At 72.9% G+C, this 24897-nt stretch carries 26 protein-coding genes; 11 read left to right on the plus strand and 15 right to left on the minus strand.

Annotated features, from left to right (window positions below):
- Window positions 1–43: 43 nt before the first annotated feature.
- Genes ACIQU4_RS32370 through ACIQU4_RS32380 form a run of 3 tightly spaced genes read right to left on the minus strand, consistent with a single transcriptional unit; the run spans window position 44 to window position 2723 of the window.
- Window positions 44–850 (minus strand): hypothetical protein, encoded by an 807-nt coding sequence (locus ACIQU4_RS32370; RefSeq protein ID WP_403738325.1) that lies wholly within the window; start codon window positions 848–850, stop codon window positions 44–46.
- Window positions 847–1500 (minus strand): response regulator, encoded by a 654-nt coding sequence (locus ACIQU4_RS32375; RefSeq protein WP_403738327.1) that lies wholly within the window; start codon window positions 1498–1500, stop codon window positions 847–849. Before ACIQU4_RS32375 ends, ACIQU4_RS32370 begins: the two co-directional genes overlap by 4 nt.
- Window positions 1488–2723 (minus strand): histidine kinase, encoded by a 1236-nt coding sequence (locus tag ACIQU4_RS32380; RefSeq protein WP_403738330.1) that lies wholly within the window; start codon window positions 2721–2723, stop codon window positions 1488–1490. Before ACIQU4_RS32380 ends, ACIQU4_RS32375 begins: the two co-directional genes overlap by 13 nt.
- 178 nt (window positions 2724–2901) lie before the next feature.
- Between ACIQU4_RS32380 and ACIQU4_RS32385 the strand changes: the two genes are divergently transcribed.
- Both ACIQU4_RS32385 and ACIQU4_RS32390 read left to right on the plus strand, forming a co-directional pair.
- A complete protein-coding gene (locus ACIQU4_RS32385; RefSeq protein WP_403738333.1) occupies window positions 2902–3306 on the plus strand; it encodes an LPXTG cell wall anchor domain-containing protein in 405 nt (134 codons plus the stop codon).
- A 100-nt stretch (window positions 3307–3406) separates the two neighbouring features.
- A complete protein-coding gene (locus ACIQU4_RS32390; RefSeq protein ID WP_403738335.1) occupies window positions 3407–3709 on the plus strand; it encodes a hypothetical protein in 303 nt (100 codons plus the stop codon).
- Here the strand turns inward: ACIQU4_RS32390 and ACIQU4_RS32395 are convergent.
- Window positions 3703–4386 (minus strand): DUF2278 family protein, encoded by a 684-nt coding sequence (locus tag ACIQU4_RS32395; protein WP_403738338.1) that lies wholly within the window; start codon window positions 4384–4386, stop codon window positions 3703–3705. The genes ACIQU4_RS32390 and ACIQU4_RS32395 overlap by 7 nt on opposite strands.
- Before the next feature lie 144 nt (window positions 4387–4530).
- On the opposite strand from ACIQU4_RS32395, the gene ACIQU4_RS32400 reads away from it, so the two are divergent.
- Window positions 4531–5199, plus strand: coding sequence for a DUF6445 family protein (locus ACIQU4_RS32400; protein ID WP_403738339.1), 669 nt, complete (start codon window positions 4531–4533; stop codon window positions 5197–5199).
- Window positions 5200–5226: 27 nt separating this feature from the next.
- Here the strand turns inward: ACIQU4_RS32400 and ACIQU4_RS32405 are convergent, their stop codons facing one another.
- The gene (locus tag ACIQU4_RS32405; RefSeq protein WP_403738341.1) at window positions 5227–6411 is read right to left on the minus strand and encodes an acyltransferase family protein; all 1185 of its coding nucleotides are present in this window, start codon (window positions 6409–6411) and stop codon (window positions 5227–5229) included.
- A 260-nt stretch (window positions 6412–6671) separates the two neighbouring features.
- On the opposite strand from ACIQU4_RS32405, the gene ACIQU4_RS32410 reads away from it, so the two are divergent.
- Together ACIQU4_RS32410 and ACIQU4_RS32415 are read left to right on the plus strand one after the other, a co-directional pair.
- Window positions 6672–7337, plus strand: coding sequence for a molybdopterin-dependent oxidoreductase (locus ACIQU4_RS32410; protein WP_403738604.1), 666 nt, complete (start codon window positions 6672–6674; stop codon window positions 7335–7337).
- Window positions 7321–7968: a cytochrome b/b6 domain-containing protein gene (locus ACIQU4_RS32415; protein WP_403738344.1), complete on the plus strand. Its 648-nt coding sequence runs from the start codon at window positions 7321–7323 to the stop codon at window positions 7966–7968. The genes ACIQU4_RS32410 and ACIQU4_RS32415 overlap by 17 nt, the downstream gene beginning before the upstream one ends.
- A gap of 40 nt (window positions 7969–8008) precedes the next feature.
- Here ACIQU4_RS32415 and ACIQU4_RS32420 read toward each other — a convergent pair whose 3' ends face one another.
- The 7 genes from ACIQU4_RS32420 to ACIQU4_RS32450 form a co-directional block, all read right to left on the minus strand.
- On the minus strand, window positions 8009–9577 hold the full coding sequence (locus tag ACIQU4_RS32420) for a hypothetical protein (RefSeq protein ID WP_403738347.1): 1569 nt from the start codon (window positions 9575–9577) through the stop codon (window positions 8009–8011).
- Between the two features lie 151 nt (window positions 9578–9728).
- Window positions 9729–9923 (minus strand): hypothetical protein, encoded by a 195-nt coding sequence (locus ACIQU4_RS32425; RefSeq protein ID WP_403738350.1) that lies wholly within the window; start codon window positions 9921–9923, stop codon window positions 9729–9731.
- 98 nt (window positions 9924–10021) lie between these two features.
- Window positions 10022–10681, minus strand: a complete 660-nt coding sequence (locus tag ACIQU4_RS32430) for an ABC transporter ATP-binding protein (RefSeq protein ID WP_403738352.1) — start codon at window positions 10679–10681, stop codon at window positions 10022–10024.
- On the minus strand, window positions 10674–11576 hold the full coding sequence (locus ACIQU4_RS32435) for an oligopeptide/dipeptide ABC transporter ATP-binding protein (protein ID WP_403738607.1): 903 nt from the start codon (window positions 11574–11576) through the stop codon (window positions 10674–10676). Before ACIQU4_RS32435 ends, ACIQU4_RS32430 begins: the two co-directional genes overlap by 8 nt.
- Before the next feature lie 95 nt (window positions 11577–11671).
- Window positions 11672–12538, minus strand: coding sequence for an ABC transporter permease (locus ACIQU4_RS32440; RefSeq protein ID WP_403738356.1), 867 nt, complete (start codon window positions 12536–12538; stop codon window positions 11672–11674).
- Complete coding sequence (locus tag ACIQU4_RS32445) at window positions 12531–13541, minus strand: ABC transporter permease (protein WP_403738359.1); 1011 nt, start codon at window positions 13539–13541, stop codon at window positions 12531–12533. The genes ACIQU4_RS32440 and ACIQU4_RS32445 overlap by 8 nt, the downstream gene beginning before the upstream one ends.
- 10 nt (window positions 13542–13551) lie before the next feature.
- On the minus strand, window positions 13552–15147 hold the full coding sequence (locus ACIQU4_RS32450) for an ABC transporter substrate-binding protein (protein WP_403738362.1): 1596 nt from the start codon (window positions 15145–15147) through the stop codon (window positions 13552–13554).
- Between the two features lie 216 nt (window positions 15148–15363).
- Between ACIQU4_RS32450 and ACIQU4_RS32455 the strand changes: the two genes are divergently transcribed.
- Window positions 15364–16320 (plus strand): fibronectin type III domain-containing protein, encoded by a 957-nt coding sequence (locus tag ACIQU4_RS32455; RefSeq protein WP_403738364.1) that lies wholly within the window; start codon window positions 15364–15366, stop codon window positions 16318–16320.
- Window positions 16321–16404: 84 nt separating this feature from the next.
- Window positions 16405–18507, plus strand: coding sequence for an ATP-binding protein (locus ACIQU4_RS32460; RefSeq protein ID WP_403738366.1), 2103 nt, complete (start codon window positions 16405–16407; stop codon window positions 18505–18507).
- Window positions 18508–18651: 144 nt separating this feature from the next.
- On the opposite strand, the gene ACIQU4_RS32465 is transcribed toward ACIQU4_RS32460, so the two are convergent.
- On the minus strand, window positions 18652–18837 hold the full coding sequence (locus ACIQU4_RS32465) for a DUF5999 family protein (protein WP_030158228.1): 186 nt from the start codon (window positions 18835–18837) through the stop codon (window positions 18652–18654).
- 361 nt (window positions 18838–19198) lie between these two features.
- Between ACIQU4_RS32465 and ACIQU4_RS32470 the strand changes: the two genes are divergently transcribed.
- Entirely contained in the window at window positions 19199–19948 is a 750-nt protein-coding gene (locus ACIQU4_RS32470) for a hypothetical protein (RefSeq protein ID WP_403738369.1), read from the plus strand.
- A 29-nt stretch (window positions 19949–19977) separates the two neighbouring features.
- Here ACIQU4_RS32470 and ACIQU4_RS32475 read toward each other — a convergent pair whose 3' ends face one another.
- A complete protein-coding gene (locus tag ACIQU4_RS32475) occupies window positions 19978–21210 on the minus strand; it encodes an acyl-CoA dehydrogenase family protein (protein WP_403738610.1) in 1233 nt (410 codons plus the stop codon).
- Between the two features lie 193 nt (window positions 21211–21403).
- Here ACIQU4_RS32475 and ACIQU4_RS32480 point away from each other — a divergent pair, with 193 nt between their 5' ends.
- Entirely contained in the window at window positions 21404–22048 is a 645-nt protein-coding gene (locus ACIQU4_RS32480; RefSeq protein ID WP_030860645.1) for a TetR family transcriptional regulator, read from the plus strand.
- A 22-nt stretch (window positions 22049–22070) separates the two neighbouring features.
- Here the strand turns inward: ACIQU4_RS32480 and def are convergent, their stop codons facing one another.
- Window positions 22071–22634 (minus strand): peptide deformylase, encoded by a 564-nt coding sequence (gene def, locus ACIQU4_RS32485; RefSeq protein WP_403738372.1) that lies wholly within the window; start codon window positions 22632–22634, stop codon window positions 22071–22073.
- A gap of 123 nt (window positions 22635–22757) precedes the next feature.
- On the opposite strand from def, the gene ACIQU4_RS32490 reads away from it, so the two are divergent.
- Window positions 22758–23996 (plus strand): MurT ligase domain-containing protein, encoded by a 1239-nt coding sequence (locus tag ACIQU4_RS32490; RefSeq protein ID WP_266669266.1) that lies wholly within the window; start codon window positions 22758–22760, stop codon window positions 23994–23996.
- 19 nt (window positions 23997–24015) lie between these two features.
- Window positions 24016–24744, plus strand: coding sequence for a type 1 glutamine amidotransferase (locus ACIQU4_RS32495; RefSeq protein ID WP_403738374.1), 729 nt, complete (start codon window positions 24016–24018; stop codon window positions 24742–24744).
- Window positions 24745–24897 lie beyond the last annotated feature (153 nt).

Below are 24897 nucleotides of genomic sequence, written 5' to 3' on the forward strand. Positions count from 1 at the left end.
CCCTGCCGTGGCCGCCGCAGCACACTCCCCAGGGGCACGGCCCTCAATAGCCCGCCTCCGCGCGGCCCGCGTCCGCCGAAATGTCCAGCCGGCCCGGCGCGGCGGGGTCGTCCATACCGGGCGCGACGTCACAACGGCCCGCCCCGGCACGGGCCGTGACCCGGAAGCGGGTGTCCGCGGGCACGGTGAGCCGGAGCCGACCCGCACCCGCCCGGGCGGTGACCCGCTCCGGAGGGGCGGCGAACCGGGCGACGGCCGAGCCCGCCCCGGCCCGGATCTCGGCCCGCGGCGAGCTGAGCCCCGAGGCTTCGAGCGAGCCCGAGCCCACGCTCGCCCGCAGCGGTCCGCGCAGCGCGCTCAGCCGGAGCGTCCCGGCACCGACCTCGGCGTCGACGGCGCCGCCCAGCCCGCTGATCACCACCGTGCCGGAGCCGGCCGTCACCTTCACCGGGATGCCGGCGGGCACGGTGACGCCCAGATCGACCGAGCAGCCGATGCCCGATGTCACGAGGTCCCCGACCGCGGGGCAGTGCGGCGTCAGCTTCAGGGTGTCGCCGAGCCAGCTCTCCTCGATCTTCGGGGCGGCCACCGACCAGCGCGTCTCGGCCCGGTAGACCACCTGTCCGTCGGAGCGGGGGGTGAGGCGTACGTCGGCACCGCCCGCGTCGATCTCCACGGCGGACACCGGCCGTTCGCCGCTGCCGCCGCTCAGCGTCCCGCTCTCGCTGGAGGTGTACGACCAGACCTGCCAGGCGGCGGGGGCGAGGACCGAGGCGGCGCTCAGGGCCGCGGCAGCGATCCACGCCGTGCGCCGGGGACGCGACCCGCCCGGGCGTCCGCCCCCGCTCACGAGGCACCGTCCAGGAAGCGCAGGACCGCGAGCACCCGTCGGTGGTCGCCGTCGGCCTGGGGCAGGTCGAGCTTGGCGAGGATGTTGTTGATGTGCTTGGCGACCGCGCTCTCGCTGACGACGAGCTGCGCCGCGATCCCCGCGTTGGAGCGCCCCTCGGCCATCAGCGCGAGCACCTCCCGCTCGCGCGGGGTGAGCCGCTCCAGCGGGTCGAGGCCCCCGCCCCGGCGCAGCAGCAGCTGCGAGACGACCTGCGGGTCGAGGGCGGTGCCGCCGGCCGCGACCCGCCTGACGGCGTCGATGAACTCCTCGACGTCGGCGACCCGCTGCTTGAGCAGGTACCCGATGCCGCCCGCCCGGCCGGCCAGCAGATCGGCGGCGTAGCGCTCCTCCACGTACTGCGACAGCAGCAGGACCGAGGTCCCGGGACACTGTTGACGGATCATCAGGGCGGCGCGTACGCCCTCGTCGGTGAATCCGGGCGGCATGCGGACGTCGACCAGCGCGAGGTCGGGCTCGTGCGCGGCCACAGCGGCGAGCAGTCCCTCGGCGTCCCCCGTCTCGGCGGCCACCTCGAACCCGGCCATTTCGAGGACCTTGACCAGTCCTATTCGCAGCAGGACCGAGTCCTCGGCGATCACAGCCCGCACGGCAGCTCCACAGTCACGACGGTCGGGCCCCCGAGGGGGCTGTTGATCAGGATGGTTCCGTCGACCGACCCTACGCGTTTGCGCAGGCCCACCAGCCCGGTGCCCCGGGCCGGGTCCGCGCCGCCCACCCCGTCGTCGGTGACGGTGATGCGCAGCGTGTCGGCGTCCCGGCGGGCCTCCACGCGGCAGCGGGAGGCCTTGGCGTGCTTGGCCACGTTGGCGAGGGCTTCGGAGACGACGAAGTAGGCGACGGCCTCGACGGTGGGGCCGGGCCGGTGCGCCAGCTCCACGGTCAGTTCGACGGGCAGGGGTGCCCGGGCCGCGATCCCGGAGAGGGCCGCGTCGAGTCCGCGGTCCTCCAGGACCGCCGGATGCAGGCCGCGTACGAGGCTGTTGAGCTCCTCGATGGCCTCCTTGGCCTCCCGGTGGGCCTCGTCGATCACCGCCTTCGCCTCGGGCGGCAGATCGGTGAGCGTGGCCCGGGCGATGCCGAGGTTCATGGCGAGGGCGACCAGGCGCTGCTGGGCGCCGTCGTGCAAGTCCCGTTCGATCCTGCGGCGTTCGAGGTCTGCGGCGTCGAGGACCCCGGCCCGGCTCTCGGCCAGGTCCTCGACGCGGCGTTCCAACTCCTTGGCCCGGTTGGGTCCGAGGAGGGAGGCCGCGGCGAAGGCGTCGAGCCGGGCCAGGGCGGCGGCCAGCCACGGGGTGGCGAGCAGCAGCAGAGCGCCGAGCACGGTGGCGGTGTCGTAGGCCCGGGTCCAGCCCGGGTACGCCTCCTCGACGGGCAGCAGCCACGACCATCCGTACACAGTGGCCCCGGCGAACCCGCACGCCCAGGCGAGGACGATCAGCGCCCCGCCCACCCCCGCGAGCGGGCTGACCAGCAGGTGGTACCCGTACTGCCGCCAGGTCGACTCGGAGCGCAGCCGTTCGAGCAACGCCCGCGGACGCAGCGGCCGGTGCCCGTACGCGACGGCCGGAATCTCCCGCTCCAGCAGCTCCCGGAACCGGCTGCGCTGGAGCCGGGTGAGCAGCGGGGTCAGGAGCAGCAGCGCGAGCAGCGTGAGCGGGGCGGCTTTGAGGAACACCAACGCCGATACGGCGGGCAGGGCCATCGGGATCGCGGCGGCGGTGAACGCGGTGCTGCGCCAGGCCCACGCCGACCAGGGCGCGTGGTCGGCGATCCAGCGTGTGGTACGCCTCAGCGCCCCGGAAAGTCCCATGCCCGTACGGTAATCGCACTGGTCAGAGCCGCTCCATCACCCTGGTGCCCGGTCGGGGGTGTAGCCAGTGCCACCCCCGGTTCGGACGGTGCCGCTACTGATTCCCGTCCCCCGCGCGACCAGAGTGATCGTCGTACCCGGAGGACGGACCACCGGGGCCGGAAGGAGCTCCACCGCCATGACCCTCGTCGCCCCGCGCTTCCAGGCCCGCCGCACGCCCTGGCCCCGGCCGGCCACGCTGCTCACCGGCGCCGGGGTGGCGCTGCTGCCGTGGATGGTGGTGCTGGCGAAGACGCTGCCGCAGACCGCGGAGGTCGCGAACTGGTCCACCGCCTGGATCGGGCTGGACGCCCTGCTGGCCGCGGGACTGAGCGGTACGGGTCTGCTGCTCAGGCGCCACGATCCCCGCGCGGCTCCCTTGGCCGCCGCGACGGCCGCGCTGCTGCTGATGGACGCCTGGTTCGACGTGACGACCTCGGCTCCGGGCGGCGCCCGGGCGACGGCCCTGGCCCTGGCGGTGTGCGCGGAGCTGCCGCTCGCGGCGGTCTGCGCGGCGGTGGCGACCCGCCGCCCGGTGCTCTAGCGCCGGAAGGGCGGGGATGACCGATGCGTCGAGCCCGTCGCCCCCCGGAGTGCCCGCTCCGCGCCGCCCCCGCCCGTGGTCCGGCGCACCGGCGGACCGCGTGACCGACCGAGAGAGCAGGTACATCCGCATGCGTCCGTCGGCCCGTATCACCAGCGTCCTCGCCGGCTTCGTCCTCGCCGCCGGGGGTGCCCTCTTCGCCGCCCCGGCCGCCACCGCCGCCCCCACCGGCGTCCAGGAGTGCGAGCAGTACCTCGTACAACACGGCAAGCAGGTCACGGACGGCGTGGGGCAGGCGTGCTACGAGGGCCAGATCGGCAACCAGACCAGCTGCGCCGCGAGCCTCCAGGCGGTCGGCGTCTCCGCGAACGACGCGAGCGGGGCCTGCCGCGCGGCTCACTGAGGGGTGGCCGCCGCCGAGGAGACCGGATGGCCGTCGGCGTCGGTGGGTTCCATCTGCGTGGAGAACCTGGAGATGAACACGTCGAAGAGGCCGTCCGGGCGCCGGGTGAGCGTGGCCCCGTCCTGCCAGATGCCGTTGTCAGGCCACCACTGGCTGCCGTACGGGTCACCCTGGTTCTGGTGGATGTTGTGCATGCCGAGCCCCTCGTCGAAGGGTTCGCCGAAGACCAGGACCGGCCGGCCCACGACGAGGATCGGCTCCAGCGCCTGCGAGGCCTCCAGGTACGAGCCCGAGATCCAGGGCCGGGGCGGGTTGAACCGGTCGAGGATCCGCTGGAACCACTGCGGCGGGTGGCCGCCGAGCAGACAGCCGGGCCGGTCCGCGAGCGCCGGGTGCCGGAGGTAGTCGAGCGCGCCCGATCCGGAGGTCCGGGCGAGGTCGTGGTACCCGGGCGCCGGCGAGGCGACGGGGTCGAGCACCGAGGCGTGGAGGGTGAAGACCTTCCACTGGACCCCGATCGTGGAGTGCTTGCTGTCCACGTCGATGGCGCATTCGTAGCGGCCGGCGGGCGCGTCGACCTCCAGGTGGACGTGGAACCAGCGGCCCTGGTCGTCGGGCCGGTCACGAAAGTGGCGGTGCAGGGTTCCGGACAGCACTCCGTAGTTTTCGAGCGGCATGCCGCCAGTGAACCACCCGGTCCGCACGGCGGCGCGCGCCCGCAAGCGTGTCCCGGTGATCTCGCCACCCATGGCGAACACTTGACGGAACGTTGACTCCATCGGGAGTGAGCCGCACCGGGCCCGGTGGCTACCGTCCCTGCCATGCCCCTACCTCCTCCCCTCCCGGTCCTCCCGTACCGCAAGCCGACCCGTGGGCGCGACTACTGGGTACTGGACGACGTACTGCCGGACCCGGACGCCGTACGGGATCGCTGCCTGGCCAAGGACGACTGGACCGAGGGCTATCCGCACAAGCCCGAGAGCTGGCCGGGGCTGCGCGCGATGCCGGGTCTGGAGCCCGATGAACTGGCCCTGGTGGAGCGGCTGGTGCGCAAGTCCACCGGCGCACCGAAGATCTGGGCCGAACGGCCAGCGGGCGGCGGAACGTTCAACCACAACTGCGTCCAGGTCGTCGGCGAGGGCGAGAGCGAGCCGCGCCCGCACACCGACTCGCGGAGCCTGTGCCGCTACGCCGCCGTGCTCTACCTCAACCCGAAGGTGCCGAAGGACTGCGGGACGAGCTTCTACCGCCAGAGCCTGCCCGGCGGTGCGCTGGGCGGCAACCAGGTGATCGCACCGCACAACAACCTGGTCGACGCACTGGGCACCCGCTTCGTCTCCCCCGAATCCTTCACCGAGGACGTACGGGTCCCCCATCGCGCCAACCGGCTGCTGCTCTACTCCGCGAACCTGATCCACAGCGCCACCGGCTACTGGGGCCAGACCCTGGAGGAGAAGCGGATGACGGCCGTCTTCTTCTGGAAGGCGTAGCCCGGCCGCGGGCCTTGGGCCGCCGGTTCAGCGGCGGGGCGAGGGGACGCGCTCCGCCTCGGGTGCCGGCGGCTGGGCCGGGATCGCGGGGACCGGTTCCGGGTGCGCGGTGTGCCGGCGGATGTCGTGCACGGCTCGGCGCATTCCGGTGCGCAGCCGACGCCCCAAGGGGCGCTCTATGAGCCGGTGCACGAGCCAGGCGAGCGCCACCATGAGCGCGGTGACGCCCAGGACGAGAGGGACGGGCCGCACGTCGTGGCGGAAGTGGTGGATGACCGTCAGCCCGGCCATCATGTGGATCAGGTACAGCGGGTAGGTGACCTCCCCCGCGTGCCGCAGCCAGCGCCACCGGACGCGGTCGAAGGCGCCGAGGGCGATCCCCGCCATGACGAGGAACCCGCAGGCGATGACGACGTGGGCCGGCCAGACGGGCGTCTGCGCGGCGACGCCCCTCCCCAGATTGCTGATCATCCGGCCCTGGACGTAGCTCTGCGCGAGGACGAACTGAAGGCCCGCGATACCCCACAGGACGGCGTTGGGCCCGAAGCGGCGCATGAGGTGGAAGGCGATTCCCGCGATGAAGTACGGCGAAAAGGTCGGGATCGCGAAGAAGGACAGCACTCCGCTGTCAGCGGTGGGTGCCACCACGCCGGCCACGGTCCAGACCGTGCAGAAGACCACGCAGTTCCGGTAGGTGACGCCGCGCAGGACGACCAGCGCGAACAGCGCGTAGAACTTCAGCTCGACGAAGAGGGTCCAGTACGCGTCGTCGATGTGCGGGACCTTGATGCCGCCCTGGAGCATCGACAAGTTGACCACGACGTCACTGAACGCCTTGATCCCGCGCACCTCCGGCCAGGCGAACAGGACGCCGGCCGTGAAGAGGACGGCCGCCCAGTAGGCCGGAAACAGCCGGGCAATGCGGGAAGCGGCGAACTCGCCCACACCTCGGCCCCAGGCGCTCATGCAGATGACGAACCCGCTGACGACGAAGAAGATCTCGACGCCCAGCCAGCCGTAGGCGGCGCAGGTGCTCATGACGGGGAAGACGGTGGCGGCCGGTTCTCCCCAACCACTGTCGAGTGCCAGGTAGTGGTAGCAGACGACACCCAGCGCGGCCACGATCCGGACGCCGTCCAGGGCGGCCAGGCGGGCGCCGCTCCCCGGCACGGCCCCCGGCCCTGGGTGTCCGATGGCTCTCGACGCGCTCATTGCGTTATTGCCGCTTCCGTGTGTGACTGCCCGATGAACGGATTTGATCAACGGGCACCCTACCGGTCGCCCCAACGGCCCACCCCTGTTCGCCGGGCAAGTGTGACGGAAGTCTGACGGAACACCGCCGGGCCTGGCGCGGACGCGGCGTGCGGTGGTCGAATCGGGCCGTGAGCCCAGCACCCGCAGCCGTACCCGCACCCCAGCCACCGGACCCCGACGGTCAGGGCACGCCCGTCGGGCGCCGCCTGGTCCTCGGCATGGTCGGACTCGGCGCCGCCGGGCTGGTCACCGCCCCGTACCTCCAGGGCGGCTTCGATGCCTTCCTCGGCGCGGCCGCGACCAAGGACCCCACCGGCCTCACCGGCCTGCTGCCGAACGGCGGCGGGTTCCGCTACTACTCGGTGGCCTCCTCCGTTCCCGAGCGCGGCCCCGAGAACTACCGGCTCACCGTCGACGGCCTCGTCGACCGCCCCATGACGTACACCCTCGACGCGCTCCGGGCGCTTCCGCAGACCCGCGTCGTACGGGACGTCCAGTGCGTCACCGGCTGGCGGGTTCCCGGCACCCCGTTCGAGGGGGTGCCGCTGGCGCGGCTGCTCGACGCCTCGGGGGTGCGCCCGGAGGCCCGGGCCATCCGCTTCAGCTGCTTCGACGGCACCTACACCGAGTCGCTGACCCTCCCCCAGGCCCGCCGGGACGACGTCATGGTGGCGCTGCGCATGCAGGACAAGCCGCTGAGCCACTCGCACGGCGGTCCCGTCCGGCTGTACGTCGCCCCCATGTACTTCTACAAGTCCGCGAAGTGGCTCTCCGGCATCACCCTCACCCGTGACGTGGAACCCGGCTACTGGGAGGACCTCGGGTACGAAGTCGACGCCTGGGTCGGCCGGTCGAACGGACGCGACGATGCCCCGACCGTCTGATCCGGTACGGCAGCGCGCCGAGCGGATCCACCGGTTCAGCCGCGCCGAGCGGTGGATCCACCGGTCCACCGCCGCGCTGATGGGCCTGTGCGTCGCCACGGCGGCCTGTCTGTACCTGCCTCCGCTCGCCGAGATCGTCGGCCGGCGCCACCTCGTCGTCACCGTGCACGTCTGGTCCGGGCTGCTGCTCGTCGTGCCCTTCCTGCTGGGGCTCGCCTCACGAGCCTTCCGCGCCGATCTGCGGCGCCTGGGCCGGTTCGGGCCGCACGACAGGGTCTGGCTGCGGGCCGCCCTGCGGCGCGACCGGGTGACCAGGCGGCCCGCCGGGAAGTTCAACGCCGGGCAGAAGGTGTACGCGGGCTGGCTGGCCGGGGCGGTACTGGTGATGGCGGGCACCGGCATGCTCATGTGGTGGACCGGGCTCGTACCGCTGGTCCAGCGGACGGCCGCCACCTTCGTCCACGACTGGCTGGCCCTCGCCGTCGCCGTCGTGCTCGCCGCGCACATCGGCAAGGCCCTGGCCGACCCCGAGGCGCGCCGCGGGCTGCGTACCGGCTCGGTAGGCCGTGCCTGGGCCGAGTGCGAGCACCCGCTGTGGCAGCCCGAGCAGGCCGAGCGCCCCGAGGACTGAGGGGCCGGCCCACGCGGATCGCGCGTCGGCCGGCCCGGCGTCAGCCGCCGTCGCGTACCGCGACGATGCCGTTGAAGACGCCTACGTACGCGGTGCCGTCGGGCCCGAGCGTGATCGGCGCCCAGTTGTTGTCGTACAGCGGCCCGGTGCCCGTCAGCTGCCGCCAGCGGCGCTCTCCGGTGCGGAAGTCCACCGCCGTCAGGTACCAGGCGTCGATCCCCCAGGCGTTGGGCTCCTTCTCGTAGAAGTAGAGCAGCCCGTTCGCGGTGGAGAGCTTCGGGACCACGGAGGGCGAGCGGACGGGGCTCTGCCACACCGTGTCGCAGCCGCTGCCGTCGGCGCGGACGTCGATCCGGCTCGCCCCGCCGACGACGGACTTGCCGAGCAGCAGGCTGGTGAGGTTCTCGTAGCCGTAGTTGTTCTCGACGACGATGCTGTTGCCCCAGGTGATCAGGGAGTTGTCGGTGGTCGAGGCACCGCTGCCGAACACCGGGACCTTGCAGACCAGCCGCCGGTCGGCGGGTACCTCCGTGCCCCGCCGGTAGACCAGGACGTTCATCCGGTCGTCGGCGTTGTCGGTGATGGCGACGTAGCCGTCGCCGAAGAGGTCCGGGGTGGTGCCCGAACCCTGGTTCACGGAGCCGGGTTTGGTTCCCGTACCGCGGTCGTACGTCTGGCGCCACTGCACCTCGGGGGTGCCGTCGGCGGCGGCGCGGAAGCTGTAGAGGGCGTGGTCGGAGACGATCGACACACCGTCCTCGGCGACCGAGAAGGAGTTCTGGATCTCCTCGCCCGGCAGGCTGATCGAGCGGATCTGCGAGGTCCGCGGATCCACGGTGCCCACGCGGCCCTGGCGGGTGACCCACCAGATGCGCCCGCTCCAGTCGGGCATCACGGAGGTGACGGGGTCGCAGGTGCCGCTGGGCCGCAGGTTGGTCCAGGTGACGCAGTCGTGCGGGACCTGGCCGGTGAGGTCCCAGTCGTCGTCGACGGCGAACGTCCAGCTGCCGTCCGGCTGCCGCGCGTGCGAGAGGCGCAGGATGTGCTGGCGGGAGTCGGCCAGCACGGCCCGGTCCTGGTCGTCCAGGTAGAAGTAGGCACCGCCCGAGGTGTCCTTGAAGATCCTCGAGAAGTCGAGGGAGGTGATCGCCTCGACCGTCGAGGAACGCTGCGGAAGCTGGTGTTCCGCGAGCGTGGCCAGCGTACGGGGATCGAGGAGCTTGACCTTGAAGCCGGTGAAGGTGCCGCACACCGTGACCAGCCGGCCCCCCGCGTCGAAGGTCGCGGTGGCGCATTCGCCTCCGAGGGCGGCGATCTTCTCGCTGCTCACCTGCGGGTTCCGGCCGAGCGGCCCGGACCAGGGGGAGGTGGCGCTGCCTCCGGCGTCGGAGTGCATGCCGCTGCGGCCGTTGGGCGCGAGGAAGGGGTGCTGGGGCGGGGCATCGCCGGGCAGCGGGACGGCGGCCGCGGGGGCGCCGTCGTAGTGGCTGACCAGGCGGTGGCCGGGGGCCTGGGGTATCTCCGCGGCCTGCGCCGGGGAGATCCCGTACATCGCGGTGAACACGATGAGGGCGGGGACCACGGCGCAGTTCAGCGCTCTTCGGAACATCCGGGCTTCCTCCGTTCTCTTCCGTTGTTGACAGTGCGTATGACGTCGCGCCGCCGCCAGACGCTAGATCGCACGGCCTGAGGAGTCCATGGAGGAGCCGGATGATTCATGAAGGCGCAACAGTTGATCATTTGGCAGCGGACCGGCCGGCTTACGGGCGCAGGCCGGAGACCACCTGGGCCGTGGCCGTCAGACCGTCGTGGATGGTCGCCGCCATGCTGCTGCTCGCGAGGTAGAAGCCGAGCAGTACGCAGACGAGGGCATGGGAGAACTTGAGGCCGCCGCCGCGCATGAAGATCCACGCGAGGACGAGGAGCAGCACGACCACGGAGAGCGAAATCACCATCGATACCTCCTTAGGCGGCGCCATCGTGGCGCAGGAGGGGGTGCCTTCGGGCGAAACCCGTGTCCGCCGTACGGGTGTTGACCGTCCGTGACGGGCGATCAGTGCTTGACGATCTCGTCCCAGTGGGTCGTGCGGTCGCACCAGCGGGCGAGCAGGACCGGATCGTGGCCGACCGCCAGCAGCCCCGCCCCGGTGTCGGCGCGGTACTCCTCGACCACCCCCACCAGGGCGGCCGTGGTGGAGGCGTCCAGCATCGCGGTCATCTCGTCGCAGACCAGCCAGCGCGGGCGCAGTACCAAGGCGCGGGCCAGGCAGGCGCGTTGCAGCTGGCCGTCGCTGACCTCGTGGGGGCGCCGGGCGAGCAGATCCGCGCCGAGGCCGACACGCGCGGCCAACTCGGGGACGGTCTCCTCCACTTCTCTACGTCGGCCCGTTGCCCGGAGGGGTTCTGCGACGAGGTCGCGCAGCCGCAGGCGGGGGTCTGCCGAGAGGCGGGGCTGCTGGAAGACGACGCCGACTTCGACGCGCAGGGAGCGCGGCGCCCGATGGCGGAAGCCGGTCACGGCAGTGCCGCCGAGGGCCACGGTCCCCCGGTCGGGCCGGTGCAGCAGGGCGGCGACCCGGGCGAGGGTGGACTTGCCGCAGCCGCTGGGGCCGAGGAGGCCGAGGGACTCGCCGGGGCGGAGCGTGAGGTGCGCGTCGCGGACGACGGGCTGGCGGCGGTCGTAGCCGGCGGTGATGTCGCGGAGCTCAAGCATGGTGGCAGGCCACCCCTTCGGCGAGCGGGGGCCGCTGCGTAAGGCAGGTCGCGTCGGCGCGGGCGCAGCGGGCGGCGAAGGCGCAGCCGGGCGGGAGCGCGCCGAGTTCGGGCGGGGCGCCGGGGACGGGGGTGAAGGCCCGCTCGGGCAGGGCGTCGAGGAGGCCGCGGGCGTAGGGGTGGCGGGGGCCGGGCACGCCGAAGAAGGCCTCGGCGGGCGCGATCTCCACGATCCGGCCCGCGTACATGACGGCGACGGTGTCGGCGATCCGCTCGGCGGCCGCGAGATCGTGCGTGATCATCAGCAGCGCGCGCCCGGCCTCCCGGGTGTGGGCGCGCAGCTCGTCCACGGTGCGGCGGACGAGGTCTCGGTCGAGGCCGGTGGTCGGCTCGTCGGCGAGCAGCAGGGGGGCGTCGCCGATGAGCGCGAGGGCGGTGGCGGCCCGCTGGGCGAGTCCGCCGGAGAGTTCGTGGGGGTGGCGGTCGAGGTGGGTGGCGGGGAAGGCCGCCCGGCCGGCCGCCGCTTCCGCCCGGGCGCGCAGTGCGGCCCTGCTGCGGCCCGCCGCCCGGCCGGCCAGTTCCCGGACGGTCTCCTCCAGGTGGGAGCGGATCGTGCGGACCGGGGTGAGGTGCGCGGCGGGGCTCTGCGGGACGAGTCCGATGCGGCGGCCCCGAACGGTCCGGGCGAGCGTCCGCTCGTCGGCGGCGAGCACGTCCAGCCCGTCGGCGAGCCGGGCCGATCCGGCGGTTTCGGCGTTGCCGGGGAGCAGGCCGAGCAGGGCGGAGGCGAGGACGGACTTGCCGCATCCGCTCTCGCCGACGAGGGCGAGGCACTCCCCGGCGGCCAGCGTGAACGTGGCGCCGGTGACGGCCTCGACGTACTGCCCGCCGCCCATCCGGAACCGCACGGACAGCCGGTCCACGCTGAGGACGGGAGCGGTCGACGGAGCGCAGGTCGGACCGGTGGTCGGCCCGGTGGTCGGATCGGCGGTCACAGGGTCAGCTCCGAGCGGCGGCGGGGGTTCAGGCGGTCGCGCCAGGCGCCCGCGAGGCCTGCGACGGCCAGGGTCGGGACGACCAGGAGGAGGCCGGGGAAGAGCGTGGGCCACCAGTCGCCGGCGAGCAGCGAGCCGCGCGCCGTCTGGACGAGGTTGCCCAGGCTGGCCTGGTGGGCGGGGAGCCCGAGGCCGAGGAACGACAGCGCCGACTCGTGCCACATCGCGTGCGGGATCATCAGCACCGCGGCCAGCCCCGCCTGCGGAAGCACCGCCGGGACCAGGTGGCGCACGGTCACGCGCAGGCGCGAGGCCCCGCCCGAGATCGCCGCGTCGACGAACGGCCGGGAGCGCAGCGACAGCACCTCGGCCCGGACGATCCGCGCCGTCGACAACCAGTGCGTGAGCGCCACGGACACCACGACCGGCCACACGCCCGGCCGGAACATCGCCACGATGAACACGCCCAGCAGCAGGTGCGGGATGGACGCGAGGGTGTCGACCGCACGCATCACCAGCCGGTCGGTCCACCCGCCGAGCGCCCCCGCGGCCGCGCCCACGGCCGTGCCGATCACCGTGGCGACCAGCGCGGCCACCAGGCCGACCAGCAGCGAGACGCGCAGTCCGTACACGCAGCGCAGGAGCAGGTCGCGGCCCACGTCGTCGGTGCCGAACGGGTGCGCCCACGACGGCGGCCGGAGCTTCATCGACAAATCGACCGCCTGCTGGTCCAGCTGCGCCAGCGGCGGAACCAGCAGCACCGCCAGGGCGATCAGCGCCACCAGCACCGCGGAGGTGCGCACCCGAAGGGTCCGCGTCGAACGGCCCGTCCGGCCACGGCTCTTCCACACGAGGTCAGCCATCGAAACCCACCCGCGGGTCCGCCAGGCCGTACAGCAGGTCGGAGAGGAGGTTCCCGGCGAGGACGGCGGCGCTGGCCGCCGCGGTCAGCGCCGCCAGCAGCGGGAAGTCCACCGAGGTCGCCGCCTGCACGGTGGCCGCCGCGATGCCCGGCCAGCTGAACACGGTCTCCACGAGCAGCGCTCCGGTGATCAGCTCGGGTACGCGCGAGCCGATCAGCGTCAGCATCGGGAGCATCCCGGCGCGCAGCCCGTGGCCCAGCAGCACGCGCCGCTCGCCGACGCCCCGCGCTCGGGCCCCCCGTACGGGATCCTCGTCGAGGGCGTCGACCACGCCCTGGCGGACGTACAGGAAGAACCAGGGGAGCTGGGAGAGGCCCAGCACCAGGGCGGGCAGCACGAGGTGGCGGACCACCTGGTCCGCGGTGACCACGTCGCTGCCCGCGTCCGTCAGCCCGCCCGACGGCAGGACGCCGAGGTGCACGGAGAAGAACCAGATGGCGAGCAGGCCGAGCCAGAAGGCGGGCGCCGCCTCCAGGGTGTAGGCCAGCGAGGACACCACCCGGTCCAGCGGGCCCCCGCGGCGGCGGGCCGCGAGGACGCCGAGCGCCGTACCGGCCAGGACCGCCACCGCGAAGGCGGTGGCGGCGAGCAGCGCCGACCAGCCGACCCGCTCGGCGATGACGTCGGCCACCGGCCGGCGCATGACGGCGGAGGTGCCGAGGTCACCGGTGAGCGCGGAGGTGAGCCAGTCCCACCAGCGCCCGACGAGCGGCCGGTCCACGCCCAGGTTGGCCCGCAGCTGGTCGAGTTCGGCCTGCGAGGCGGTGAGGCCCGCCGTGCCGGCGTACGCCTTGACGGGGTCGAAGGGGGACAGCTCGGCGACGGCGAAGACCCCGAAGGTGACCGCGAGCAGGACCGGGGCGGCGAGCAGGGTGCGCCGCCCGGCCATGCGCGCCATCGGCCCCCAGGGCGGGCGCGGGGAGCGGGCTGACCGGGCGTTCATCGGGGTCGGCTCACTTCTGCTTCGGCTTCCAGACCTCGACGTTCCACCAGGGGCCGGCGCCGAGGCCGTGGTCGTGCGGCTCGACCTGGGTGGTGAGTCCGTCCCACTTGTCGTTCACGACGTACAGGTGGTCGATGTGGGTGAGGAAGACGTAGCCGGGGTTCTTCACCAGCTCGCGCTGGACGGTGTCGTACGCGGCCTTGCGGACGGCCGGGTCGCCGCTCCTGCGGGCCTCGTCCAGGGCGCGGTCGACGCTCTGGTTGTCGTACCGGGCCATGTTGTTGAAGCCGTCGCCGCCGAGGGAGGACTTGAGCAGCAGGTACTGGTCGAAGTCGGGGTCGGCCGGGGAGCCGCCGCCCGCGAGGACGGCGTCGGTCTTCATCCGGGGCTCGATGACCTCCCAGGTCCCGGACTCGGTCCTGACCTCGATGCCGGCCTTCTTGGCGTCGGAGGCGAAGGCGAGCGCGTGGTCCTGGCGGATCTTGTCGCCGGAGGTGTACCAGAGCGGGAAGGAGGCCCGGACCCCGTCCTTGGCACGGATGCCGTCCTCGCCCGCCTTCCAGCCGGCGTCGTCGAGGATCTTCTTCGCCTTGTCGAGGTCGTGGGCGCGCTCGGTGCCGGCGGTGAACCAGGGGCTGCCGGTCGGGACGGGCCCGTAGGCGGGCTTGCCCGCGCCCGCCAGCAGCTTGTCGACCATGGTGGCGCGGTCCACGGCGATGTCCAGAGCCTGGCGGACCGCCGGGTCGCCGGTGACCCGGTGGTGGGTCGGCAGGGTCACGTTGCGGTAGTCGAAGGACGTGGCCGCGTACGTCGTGCGCGCCTTGTCGTCCTTGAAGCCCTTGGCGAGGTCGGGCGGCAGGATCGCCGCGTCGAGCTCGCCGGAGCGCAGCCGGGTGGCGCGTACGTCGTCGTCCTTGATGACGGCCATGGTGAACTTCTCCACCGCCGGCTCGCCGCCCCAGTACGCCGGGTTGGCCCTGAAGCCGAGCTTCTCGCCCTTGGACCAGGCGGTGAGCACGTACGGACCGGTACCGACGGGCTTGGCGGTGAATTCGCCGCTGTTGACGTCCTGCCGGCCCGCGATGTGTTCGGGGGCGATCGGCAGCACGGTCCGCTCGGCGAACGGCGCGTACGGGTACTTCAGGGTGAAGACGACCGAGTCGGCGCCCCGCTCCTCGATCCCGGCGATCGCGTCGAGCTCGGTCTTCGAGGCGTTGTTCGTCTTCGGGTCGAGGATCGTGCGGTACGTGAAGACGACGTCCTTGGCGGTGAAGGGCGTCCCGTCGCTGAACTTCACGCCCTGGCGCAGCTTGTACGTGTACGTGAGCCCGTCGGCGGAGATCTCGGGCAGGGCTTCGGCCAGCGCGGGCTTCAGCTTCATGTCCGCGTCGTGCGTGAGCAGCCCGTCGAAGATCTTGGAGTTGCCGTCCTTGCCGTACCCCAGCAGGGGACTGAGGGTCTCCGGCTCGTTCGCGATGCCGACCACGGCCGTGTCGGCGTCCGCGCCCCCGGCGGCGGAGCCGGGGTTGGAGCAGGCCGCCACGCCCGTGATGAGTGCGGCGGCCAGCGTCGTCGCGGCCGCCCCCCGTGCTGTCCGGGCCGTCATGCTGTGCACATCCCTGTATTGCTGTTTTCGAGCAGCTTGTGATCAACCGCTATTGCAAAGAGCTCGCAATAATGCCAGACGGGATCAGAAGAACACGAACCCGGTCACATCGGCCGACGGGGAGAGAGCGCCGCGCGCGGGTCTTGCCGCACCGCCCGCACCCGTGCCATATATGTCTAGACCTTTACGAGGAAGCGGAAGCCGAGGAGGGCCCCCGTGCGACGCACCGCCCCCCTGCTCGCCCTCTGCCTGGCCGCCACCGGGCTCGCCGCCTGCACCGCGGCCGACACCACGCCCCCCGCGGCCCCCGCCGGGATCACCGCGCAGGCCGGCAGCGCCACCTCCGTGCACGTCATGTGGCAGGCGGCGGCCCCGGCCGACGCGGTGACCAACTACCAGGTCTTCCAGGCCGGCCGGCTGATGCGCGAACTCCCGGCCGACAAGACGATGGTGGACATCACCGGCCTCACCCCGCAGACCGGCTACGCCTTCACGGTCCGGGCCCGGGACGCCGCCGGGAACACCTCCGCCCCGAGCACCTCCGCCGAAGCCACCACCCCGCCCGCCAAGACCGAGGACCGCCAGGCCCCCACCGCCCCCGCCCGCACCACGGGCCGGGCGGACGGGCCCCGGTCCGCCACGCTGTCCTGGGCCGCGGCGAGCGACGACACCGGCGTGACCGCGTACGACGTCTACCAGGGCGGCATCCGGATCCACACGGCCGGCCCCGGAGAGACCGGCACCACCCTGACCGGCCTCCAGCCGGACACCGTCTACACCTTCACCGTCCGGGCCCGCGACGGAGCGGACAACTCCTCCCCCGACGGTCCGGCGGTGGACGTGACCACCCCGCCGTCCGCCGGGCAGGGCCCGGGCACCGCGCCCGCCGAGTTCACCGCGACCGCCTCCCCCGGCGCCGTCACGCTGACCTGGACCGCCCCGGACACCGGCCGCCCGACCGCCGAGTACGAACTCCACGTCAACGGACGGCCCGTCACCGTCATCCAGTTCGGCGCCGGCGCCGTGCCCGCCTCCGGAGCCGCCGGGGTGGAGCACCGGCTCACGGTGACCGAGCCGGCCGGCACCCGGTGGACCCTCAAGCTGCGCGCCCGGCTGCCCGACGGCAACTGGGGAGCCTTCTCCGCGGAGCGGAGCATCGTACTCGTGGCATGAGGCGCACGGCCCATCTCCCGGCAACGTGACGGCAATCCGAACGGAACGGCACGGCAGGGCAAGAAGATCGCGCACAATACACCCGTGTTCGGTGAGTACGCGTTCAACAGAAAACGGCCGGATTCCGCGGAGCCCGACGGCGATCCCGAGCCGGCTCCCTGCGCCCCGCCGGGAAACCTGCCGCCCGGCCCGACGGGGTTCATCGGGCGGGAGAGCGAACTCGCCGAGCTGCACTGCCTGTTGCGCTCGCGCAGGCTGACCACCCTGACCGGGGTGGGCGGCGTCGGCAAGTCCCGCCTCGCCCTGCGGGCCGTCAGCGATCCCGAACAGGCCCGGCCCGACGGGGTCTGGTGGGTGGAGCTCTCACCCCTGCGCGACCCCGGCCTGCTCACCATGACGGTCGCCCACGCCGTCGGCCTGGCCGACCACTCCGCCCGCCCTCTCGACGAGGAGCTGTGCGCGTGGATGGCCGACAAGGAACTGCTCCTCGTCCTCGACACCTGCGAGCACATGGTGGCCGAGTGCCGCCACCTCGTCGGTGAACTCCTGCAGTCCGCACCCGGACTGACGGTCCTGGTCACCTCCCGGGAGCCCCTCGACAGCCCCTGCGAGAAGGTCGTCGAGGTCTGCCCGCTGCCCTGCGACGGCCCCGAGAGCGACGCCCTCGCCCTCTTCCGCGCCCGGGCCGTGGCCGCGACCCCCGAGGCCGCGGCCGCCTTCGACGACCCCGAACGGGCCCGGCTCGCGGCCGGGGTGTGCCGCCGCCTCGACGGGATCCCGCTGGCCCTGGAACTCGCCGGTGCCCGGCTGCGGGTGTGGACCCTGGAGCAGATGGCGCAGCGCCTCGGCACCCGCTTCTCCGTGCTGTCCGACAGCGGGCCCGTCCACCAGCCCCGGCACCGGACGATGCGGACCGCGATCGGCTGGAGCCACGAGCTGTGCGAACCGGTGGAACGGCTGCTGTGGGCCCGGCTGTCGGTCTTCACCGGGGACTTCGACGCAGCCGCCGCCCGAGCGGTGTGCTCGGGCGGCCCGCTGCCCGCCTCCCGGGTGGAGCGGGTGCTCGCGGGCCTGGTCGCGAAGTCCGTCGTGCGGCGCTCCCTGGAGCGGGGGGCGGGCGCCCGCTACCGGATGCTGGACACCATCCGCGAGTACGGCCACGACTGGCTGACCGAGCTCGGCGAGGTGCAGACCGTCGCCGACCGGCACGCCCACTGGTACGCGGCGCTCTGCCAGGCCGCCGACCGGGGCTGGATGAGCCCGGACCAGGTGGACTGGTACCGCAGGATGACCGCCGAGCACGCACAGCTGCGCACGGCGCTGGAACACCTCCTCGGCGCGGACCCGGCGGCCGCTCTGGAGATGGCCGGGGCCCTGTGGTTCTTCTGGTTCTCGTGCGGGCACGTCCACGAGGGACGCGGCTTCCTGGAACGGGCCCTGCGGACGGCCCCTGGCACCGGCGCCGCCTACACCCAGGCCCTGTGGGCCCTCGGGCTGACCGCCCTGCTCCAGGGGGACATGGACGCGGCCCGGGAGCTGGGCGCGGAGTGCACCCGCGCGGCGGCCCGGCTGGCGGATCCCGAGCCGGAGCTGCGCGCGGCGTATCTGCACGGGGTGTCGGTGCTGATGCCCGGGGACCCCGTACGGGCGCTGGAGATGGCCGGGCCCCGGGCGCGGGCCGGCCACGGCGGCCGTACGAGCGGCCCGGGCTGGCTGCTGTGCCGGCTGGCCACCGGCTACGCCCTGTGCGACCTGCAGCGCTTCGAGGAGGCCGCGGAGGAGGCCCGGGAGCTGCGCGAGGCCTGCGCGGAGCTGGGCGAGCGCTGGCTGCGGGCGTACGCGGACTACGTGCTGGCGGTCGCGGCGCTCGGGCTCGGCCACCACGGGGAGGCGGCACGCCACGTACGGGCGATGCTCTCCGGGAAGCGGCTGCTGGGCGACCGGTTCGGCATCGCGCTCGGCCTGGACGTGCTCGCGGCGGCGGTGGCGGCGCTGGGCGACGGGGAACTCGCGGCGCGGCTGCTGGGCACCGGGCACGCCTGGTGGCGCACGGTCGGCCGGCCGCAGATGGGCTCACCCTCGCTGACGGCCTTGCGGGACCGGGGCGAGCGGCAGGCCCGCGCGGCGATCGGCGACGAGGCCTACGAGGCCGCGTTCCTGGGCGGAACCGCGGCGTCCACCAGCTGAACTCCAGCCGGTGGGGCCGCGTAACGCCGGGGCTCCCGTCAGTACGGGAGGGGTCTGCCCGACGGTGTGCGCAGGTCCAGGTCTCGTGGTGCGGGCTTGGGGACGGGCTTGCGGATCAGCTGCTGGCGCATGCGGCCTCCTAGCTCAGACCAGGGCCGGGCGGCGGGGTTCCACCGCGCGGCCGTCGGGGAGCAGCTCACCGGTGTCGTCGAAGACCACCAGGCCGTTGCAGAGCAGGCTCCAGCCCTGTTCGGGGCGGAAGGCCACCGTGCGGGCGGCGTCGTGATCGGCGCTGTCGGCGGACGGGCAGGGGGGCTGGTGTGAGCACAAGGCGCACCTCCTCGCAGTGTGGGGCGGGAGGGCCGGTGGTCACCCGGTCGAATCCGCGATCCACGGTGGCGGTGAGTATTGCTGATCGCCGCCCCCGGACGGAACCCATATTCGTGGTCCAGTTCAGGGTGTGTATGCCCGCTCACCATGCGCTCATGCCCGGTATTCGGATCGTTCACCCGACGCCCCTTAGAGGGCGCGGCCACGGGGGTTCCGGCGGTGTTCGCGGCGCGTACGGGAGTGGCCGGGATCACGTTCGGCGCGGGCCCGTTGGCCGACTGCCGCGGACATCAAGATGCGGGCTAGGGTGCCGGTGATCACCGACCGCCCGGTGGTCACCGCGAAACCCGAGGAGAGATCCGTGGCCACTCCGCCACCGCAGCACGGCGCCGGCCCGTACCACCCGTACGCCCCGCAGCAGGGCAGCCCCTACCCGTACGGCGCGGCGCCGCAGGCGGTCCCGTACGGCCACCAGCCGGCGGTGCAGGCCCCGTACGGCTGCCGGGTGTGCGGGGCCCAGCCGGCGGTGCAGGCCACCGTGCGCGGGCACCAGGGCATGCTCGTCCTGATGCGGTTCCTGCGCCAGGAGGGGCCGTTCTGCCGCGACTGCGGGCTCGCCACCTACCGGAAGATGTCCGCGGACACGCTGTGGCAGGGCTGGTGGGGCCCGCTGTCCGTGTTCATCACGCCCGTCACCCTGCTGATGAACCTCGGCGCGCGGGCGCGCTTCCTCAGGCTCGCTCCCCCGGCGGGCGCCATCGTGCCCTCGCTGAACCCCGGCAAGCCGCTGTGGCGCCGGCCGTCGGCGCTCGTCTTCCTCACAGCGACCGTGCTCATCGCCTTCGCACCGCCCCTTCTCGTGCTGCTGGGCCTGATGGCCGGGGGCGACGAGCTGCCGACCGGCCCGGCCATCGGAACGTGCGTGCGCGACGCGGACGAGCTGCGCAACGAGAAGCTGGTCCCGGAAGCCTGCGGTTCCCCACTGGCCAAGTACCTGGTCACCAAGCGGCGGGGCACCCCCGGCGTGGACTGCGCGGACGGCGACCTGATCAGCGTCCCCGAAAAGTGGGTCGAGGGCGCCCACTCGCTGTGCCTCACGCCCGTGCACTGACGGAGTCACGCGTGAGGCACGACGGCCGGCTAGCGGATCGGCATCTGCGAGATCGTGCGGGCGATCACCAGCCGCTGGATCTCGCTGGTGCCCTCGAAGATCGTGTAGATCGCGCTGTCGCGGTGCATGCGCTCCACCGGGTACTCGCGGGTGAAGCCGTTGCCGCCGAGGATCTGGACCGCCTGGGCGGTGACCTTCTTGGCGACCTCGCTCGCGAACAGCTTCGACATGGAGCCCTCCGCCGAGGTGAAGGGCTTGCCCGCGACCGCCATCCAGGAGGCCCGCCACACGAGCAGCCGGGCCGCGTCGATGGAGGTCCGCATGTCGGCGAGCTGGAAGGCCACGCCCTGGTTGTCGATGATCGGGCGGCCGAACTGCGTACGGGTCTTGGCGTAGTCGAGGGCCACCTCGTACGCCGCGCGCGCGGTGCCGACGGCCATGGCGCCGACCGCCGGGCGGGAGGCCTCGAAGGTGGCCATGGCCGCGTTCTTCACGCGCTCGCCACCACCGCCGGCCCTGGCCCGCTCGTGGGCCCGCGCGAGCCGCTCGTCCAGCTTCTCCTTGCCGCCGAGCAGGCAGGAGCCGGGGACGCGGACGTCCTCCAGAACCACCTCGGCGGTGTGCGAGGCGCGGATGCCGTGCTTCTTGAACTTCTGGCCCTGGGACAGGCCCGGGGTGCTCGGCGGCACGATGAAGGAGGCGTGGCCCTTGGTGCCGAGCTCGGGGTCGACGACGGCGACGACGATGTGGACGTTGGCGATGCCGCCGTTGGTCGCCCAGGTCTTGGTGCCGTTCAGCACCCACTCGTCCTTGGCCTGGTCGTAGACGGCGCGGGTCCGCATCGAGCCGACGTCGGATCCGGCGTCCGGCTCGGAGGAGCAGAAGGCGGCGACCTTCACGTCGTCGGGCGTGCCGTACATCTGCGGGATCCAGGTCCCGATCTGCTCCTCGGTGCCGTTGGCGACGACGCCGATGGCGGCGAGCCCGGTGCCCACGATCGACAGGGCGATGCCCGCGTCACCCCAGAACAGCTCCTCCATGGCCACCGGGATGCCGAGGCCGGTAGGGTCGAAGAACTGCTGGGCGTAGAAGTCGAGCGAGTAGATGCCGACCTTCGCGGCCTCCTGGATGACGGGCCACGGAGTCTCTTCGCGCTCGTCCCATTCCGCGGCGGCGGGCCGGATCACATCGGCCGCGAAGCCGTGGATCCAGTCGCGTACCTGCTTCTGGTCGTCATTGAGCTCCATGGTGAACTCCGCCATGTTCCCCTCCAGCTGTGCGTCCACCAGTGTGTTACTAGCGGTAACCCGTACGGTGGCCACAGTCTGTTACCGACGGGTAATCACTGTCAAGCAGAGCCGTCCACAGTGCAGCCGATTCGATCGCGAGGGTGTGCGGGGTGTTACGTTGCGTGGGCGTCACGCACCATCGCAAGGGCGGGGAGAGAAACACGTCATGGAGACCACTCAGCAGGCCGGCGAACCGGGAGCGGCCGAGCGCCGCAGGCGGGAGCTGCTCGAAGCGGCCGACCGGGTCGTCCTCCGGGACGGCCCCAAGGCGTCCATGAACGCCATCGCGGCGGAGGCCGGCATCACCAAGCCGATCCTCTACCGGCACTTCGGCGACAAGGCCGGGCTCTACCAGGCCCTCGCCGTCCGGCACACCGACGCCCTGCTCGACTCGCTGCGGGCCGCGCTGGACGCCCCGGCCGAGCGCCGCAGCCGCGTGGAGTCCACCCTGGACACCTATCTCGCGGCCATCGAGGCCCGGCCGCAGGTGTACCGGTTCCTGATGCACCCGGCCGAGGACTCGCACGCCGCCGAGCGGGGATTCGACGTGGGCCTGCACTCGGCCCCGCTGCTGCGCCGGCTCGGCGAGGAGCTCGCCGACGTGATCGGCGAGCGCGTGGACCTCGGCCCCGGCGGCGAACGCCTGGCCCGGATCTGGGGCCACGGCATCGTCGGCATGATGCACGCCGCCGGCGACTGGTGGCTCGGCGAACGCCCCTGCGACCGCGCGGAGTTGGTCACCGGGCTCACCGACCTGCTGTGGGGCCGGCTGGCCACGGCCGGCAACCGTGTGGACGGCCCGGGGTTCTGACGGGCCCGGAAGCGGGCCGCGCTCAGTTCTGCGCGGCCCCGGCGGCCCGTACGCCCCACGGCGTCTTGCGGATCGCCCGCCGCAGCCGCTTGGCCCGCAGCCCGGTGACCCGGTCCGCGTAGACGGTGCCGTCGAGGTGGTCGCACTCGTGCTGGAGGCAGCGCGCGAAGAACCCGGTGCCCTCGATCCGTACGGGCGCGCCGCCGGAGGTGACCCCCTCGACGACCGCGCGGTCGAAGCGGACCGTGCCCGCCTCCAGGCCGGGCAGCGACAGACAGCCCTCGGGGCCGCGGAACTCGTCCCCGTCGGCCGCCACCAGACGCGGGTTGACGATGTGCCCGACGTGGCGCACGTCCTCGTCGTCGGGGCAGTCGTACACGAACACCCGCTGCCCGACGCCGATCTGGTTCGCGGCGAGGCCGACGCCCTCGGCGGCGTACATCGTCGCGAACATGTCCTCGATGAGCCGGTCGAGGGCCGGGCCGAATGCGGTGACCTCCGCGCACGCCGAGTGGAGCACCGGGTCGCCCAGCAGGCTCATGGTGCGGACGAGGCCGGTGGTACCGGGGATGGGGCGCTGTCGCATGGCCGTAAGGGTACGACGGGCGAATATATGAGGAGATCCGCGGCGCCCGTGGGGCGCCGCGGTCAAGGCCCCGGCCGGTACTGGATAGGCTGGGGCCGACCGACGCAAGGAGGACAAGGGACGATGGCAGGCAACACAGAGCCGCTTTCGCCGCGGGCCAAGCTGGCCGTGACGGCGGGCAAGGCCGCGGCGGCGGTGTCGCGGGCCGCGGGACGCGGAAGCGGATCGGTGATCGGTGGCAAGGTCGCACTCAAACTCGACCCCGATCTCCTCGGAGCGCTCGCGCAGCATCTCGACGTCGTCCTCGTCTCCGCGACGAACGGCAAGACCACGACGACCCGGCTGATCGCCGAGGCCCTGCGGGCCAGCGGTCCGGTCGTCTCCAACGCCCTCGGCGCGAACATGCCGGCCGGCATCACCTCCGCCCTCGCGGGTGGCTCGGACGCCAAGTACGGCGTCATCGAGGTGGACGAGAAGTACCTCGCCGGAGTGGCCCGGGACGTCACCCCCAAGGTGATCGCCCTGCTGAACCTCTCCCGCGACCAGCTGGACCGCGCCGCCGAGACCCGCATGCTCGCGGAGAAGTGGCGCGAGGGCCTCCAGGGCTCCAAGGCCGTCATCGTCGCCAACTGCGACGACCCGCTCATCGTGTGGTCGGCCTCGTCCTCGCAGAACGTGGTGTGGGTCGCCGCCGGCCAGGAGTGGAAGGACGACGCCTGGTCGTGCCCCTCCTGCGGTGGCGTCATGCAGCGCCCCGGCGACGACTGGTTCTGCGGCGAGTGCGGATTCCGGCGTCCCACCCCGAGCTGGGTGCTGTCCGGGGACCACGTACTGGACCCGCACGGCTCGGCCTGGCCGATCCACCTCCAGCTGCCCGGCCGCGCCAACAAGGCGAACGCCGCCACCTCGGCCGCCGTCGCCGCCGTCTTCGGCGTGCCGCCGCAGGTCGCGCTGGAGCGGATGTACCAGGTGCAGGCCGTCGCCGGCCGCTACGACGTCGTGAACTTCCAGGGCCGTGAGCTGCGGCTGCTGCTCGCGAAGAACCCGGCGGGCTGGCTCGAAACGTTTTCGCTGATCGACCCGCCGCCGACCCCGGTGATCCTCTCGGTGAACGCGCGCGGCGCCGACGGCACGGACACCTCCTGGCTGTGGGACGTGGACTACCCGCGCCTGGCCGGCCACCCGATCTTCGTGATCGGCGACCGCAAGCTGGACCTGGCGGTCCGCCTGGAGGTCGCGGGCCTGGACTTCCGCGTGTGCGAGACCCTCGACGAGGCCGTGCAGCTGGCGCCGCCCGGGCAGATCGAGCTGATCGCCAACTACACCGCCTTCCAGGACGTGCGCCGCCGCGTCGGCAACTAGAACCCTCAAGGACAAGAGCATGAGCGACAACAGCCTGCGTCTGGTGTGGGTCTACCCGGACCTGCTCAGCACGTACGGAGACCAGGGCAACGCCCTCGTGGTGGAGCGCCGGGCGCGCCAGCGCGGCCTGGACGTGCAGCGCGTGGACGTGCGCAGCGACCAGCCCATCCCCACCTCGGGCGACATCTACCTGATCGGGGGCGGTGAGGACCGCCCGCAGCGGCTCGCCGCGGAGCGCCTGCTGCGCGACGGCGGTCTGGAGCGGGCCGTCTCGAACGGGGCGATCGTCTTCTCCGTCTGCGCCGGCTACCAGATCCTCGGCAACGAGTTCGTCAACGACATGGGCGAGCGCCAGGAGGGTCTCGGCCTGCTGGACGTGGTCACCGTGCGCGGAGAGGGCGAGCGGTGCGTCGGCGACGTCCTCGCGGACATCGACCCGCGCCTGAACCTGCCCCAGCTGACGGGCTTCGAGAACCACCAGGGCGTCACCCACCTCGGCCCGAGCGCGAGGCCCTTCGCCCGCACCCGGCTGGGCCGCGGCAACGGCACGGGCGACGGCACCGAGGGCGCGTACAACGACACGGTCTTCGGCACCTACATGCACGGCCCCGTGATGGCGCGCAACCCTCAGATCGCGGACCTGCTGCTGAAGCTGGCCCTCGACGTGAACGCGCTGCCGCCCATCGAGGACCGGTGGTACGAGGCGCTGCGCGCCGAGCGCATCGCGGCGGCGACGCAGCCCGCGTAACACCGCGCGGACCGCTCATCGGGGCGGCCCCGCAATCATGTGTTCGGCCCGGTTTTCCCTAGGGGGAACCGGGCCGACGTGGTTTCGTACGACGAGTATGACCAGCATGTGGAGGATGGTTCAGCCCACCGCTCCACCGCTTGTAGGGTGGCC

It is taken from the genome of Streptomyces sp. NPDC090741 (genome assembly GCF_044769045.1).
In the GTDB taxonomy this organism is placed as follows: domain Bacteria; phylum Actinomycetota; class Actinomycetes; order Streptomycetales; family Streptomycetaceae; genus Streptomyces.

Excerpts from the sequence above, each read along its gene's own strand:
- ACIQU4_RS32380 (WP_403738330.1), bottom strand. The coding sequence starts at position 2,723 with ATGGGACTTTCCGGGGCGCTGAGGCGTACCACACGCTGGATCGCCGAC.
- ACIQU4_RS32385 (WP_403738333.1), top strand. The coding sequence starts at position 2,902 with ATGACCCTCGTCGCCCCGCGCTTCCAGGCCCGCCGCACGCCCTGGCCC.
- ACIQU4_RS32395 (WP_403738338.1), bottom strand. The coding sequence starts at position 4,386 with ATGCCGCTCGAAAACTACGGAGTGCTGTCCGGAACCCTGCACCGCCAC.
- ACIQU4_RS32400 (WP_403738339.1), top strand. The coding sequence starts at position 4,531 with ATGCCCCTACCTCCTCCCCTCCCGGTCCTCCCGTACCGCAAGCCGACC.
- ACIQU4_RS32405 (WP_403738341.1), bottom strand. The coding sequence starts at position 6,411 with ATGAGCGCGTCGAGAGCCATCGGACACCCAGGGCCGGGGGCCGTGCCG.
- ACIQU4_RS32410 (WP_403738604.1), top strand. The coding sequence starts at position 6,672 with ATGGTCGGACTCGGCGCCGCCGGGCTGGTCACCGCCCCGTACCTCCAG.
- ACIQU4_RS32415 (WP_403738344.1), top strand. The coding sequence starts at position 7,321 with ATGCCCCGACCGTCTGATCCGGTACGGCAGCGCGCCGAGCGGATCCAC.
- ACIQU4_RS32420 (WP_403738347.1), bottom strand. The coding sequence starts at position 9,577 with ATGTTCCGAAGAGCGCTGAACTGCGCCGTGGTCCCCGCCCTCATCGTG.
- ACIQU4_RS32425 (WP_403738350.1), bottom strand. The coding sequence starts at position 9,923 with ATGGTGATTTCGCTCTCCGTGGTCGTGCTGCTCCTCGTCCTCGCGTGG.
- ACIQU4_RS32430 (WP_403738352.1), bottom strand. The coding sequence starts at position 10,681 with ATGCTTGAGCTCCGCGACATCACCGCCGGCTACGACCGCCGCCAGCCC.
- ACIQU4_RS32435 (WP_403738607.1), bottom strand. The coding sequence starts at position 11,576 with ATGGGCGGCGGGCAGTACGTCGAGGCCGTCACCGGCGCCACGTTCACG.
- ACIQU4_RS32440 (WP_403738356.1), bottom strand. The coding sequence starts at position 12,538 with ATGGCTGACCTCGTGTGGAAGAGCCGTGGCCGGACGGGCCGTTCGACG.
- ACIQU4_RS32445 (WP_403738359.1), bottom strand. The coding sequence starts at position 13,541 with ATGAACGCCCGGTCAGCCCGCTCCCCGCGCCCGCCCTGGGGGCCGATG.
- ACIQU4_RS32450 (WP_403738362.1), bottom strand. The coding sequence starts at position 15,147 with ATGACGGCCCGGACAGCACGGGGGGCGGCCGCGACGACGCTGGCCGCC.
- ACIQU4_RS32475 (WP_403738610.1), bottom strand. The coding sequence starts at position 21,210 with ATGGCGGAGTTCACCATGGAGCTCAATGACGACCAGAAGCAGGTACGC.
- ACIQU4_RS32480 (WP_030860645.1), top strand. The coding sequence starts at position 21,404 with ATGGAGACCACTCAGCAGGCCGGCGAACCGGGAGCGGCCGAGCGCCGC.
- def (WP_403738372.1), bottom strand. The coding sequence starts at position 22,634 with ATGCGACAGCGCCCCATCCCCGGTACCACCGGCCTCGTCCGCACCATG.
- ACIQU4_RS32490 (WP_266669266.1), top strand. The coding sequence starts at position 22,758 with ATGGCAGGCAACACAGAGCCGCTTTCGCCGCGGGCCAAGCTGGCCGTG.
- ACIQU4_RS32495 (WP_403738374.1), top strand. The coding sequence starts at position 24,016 with ATGAGCGACAACAGCCTGCGTCTGGTGTGGGTCTACCCGGACCTGCTC.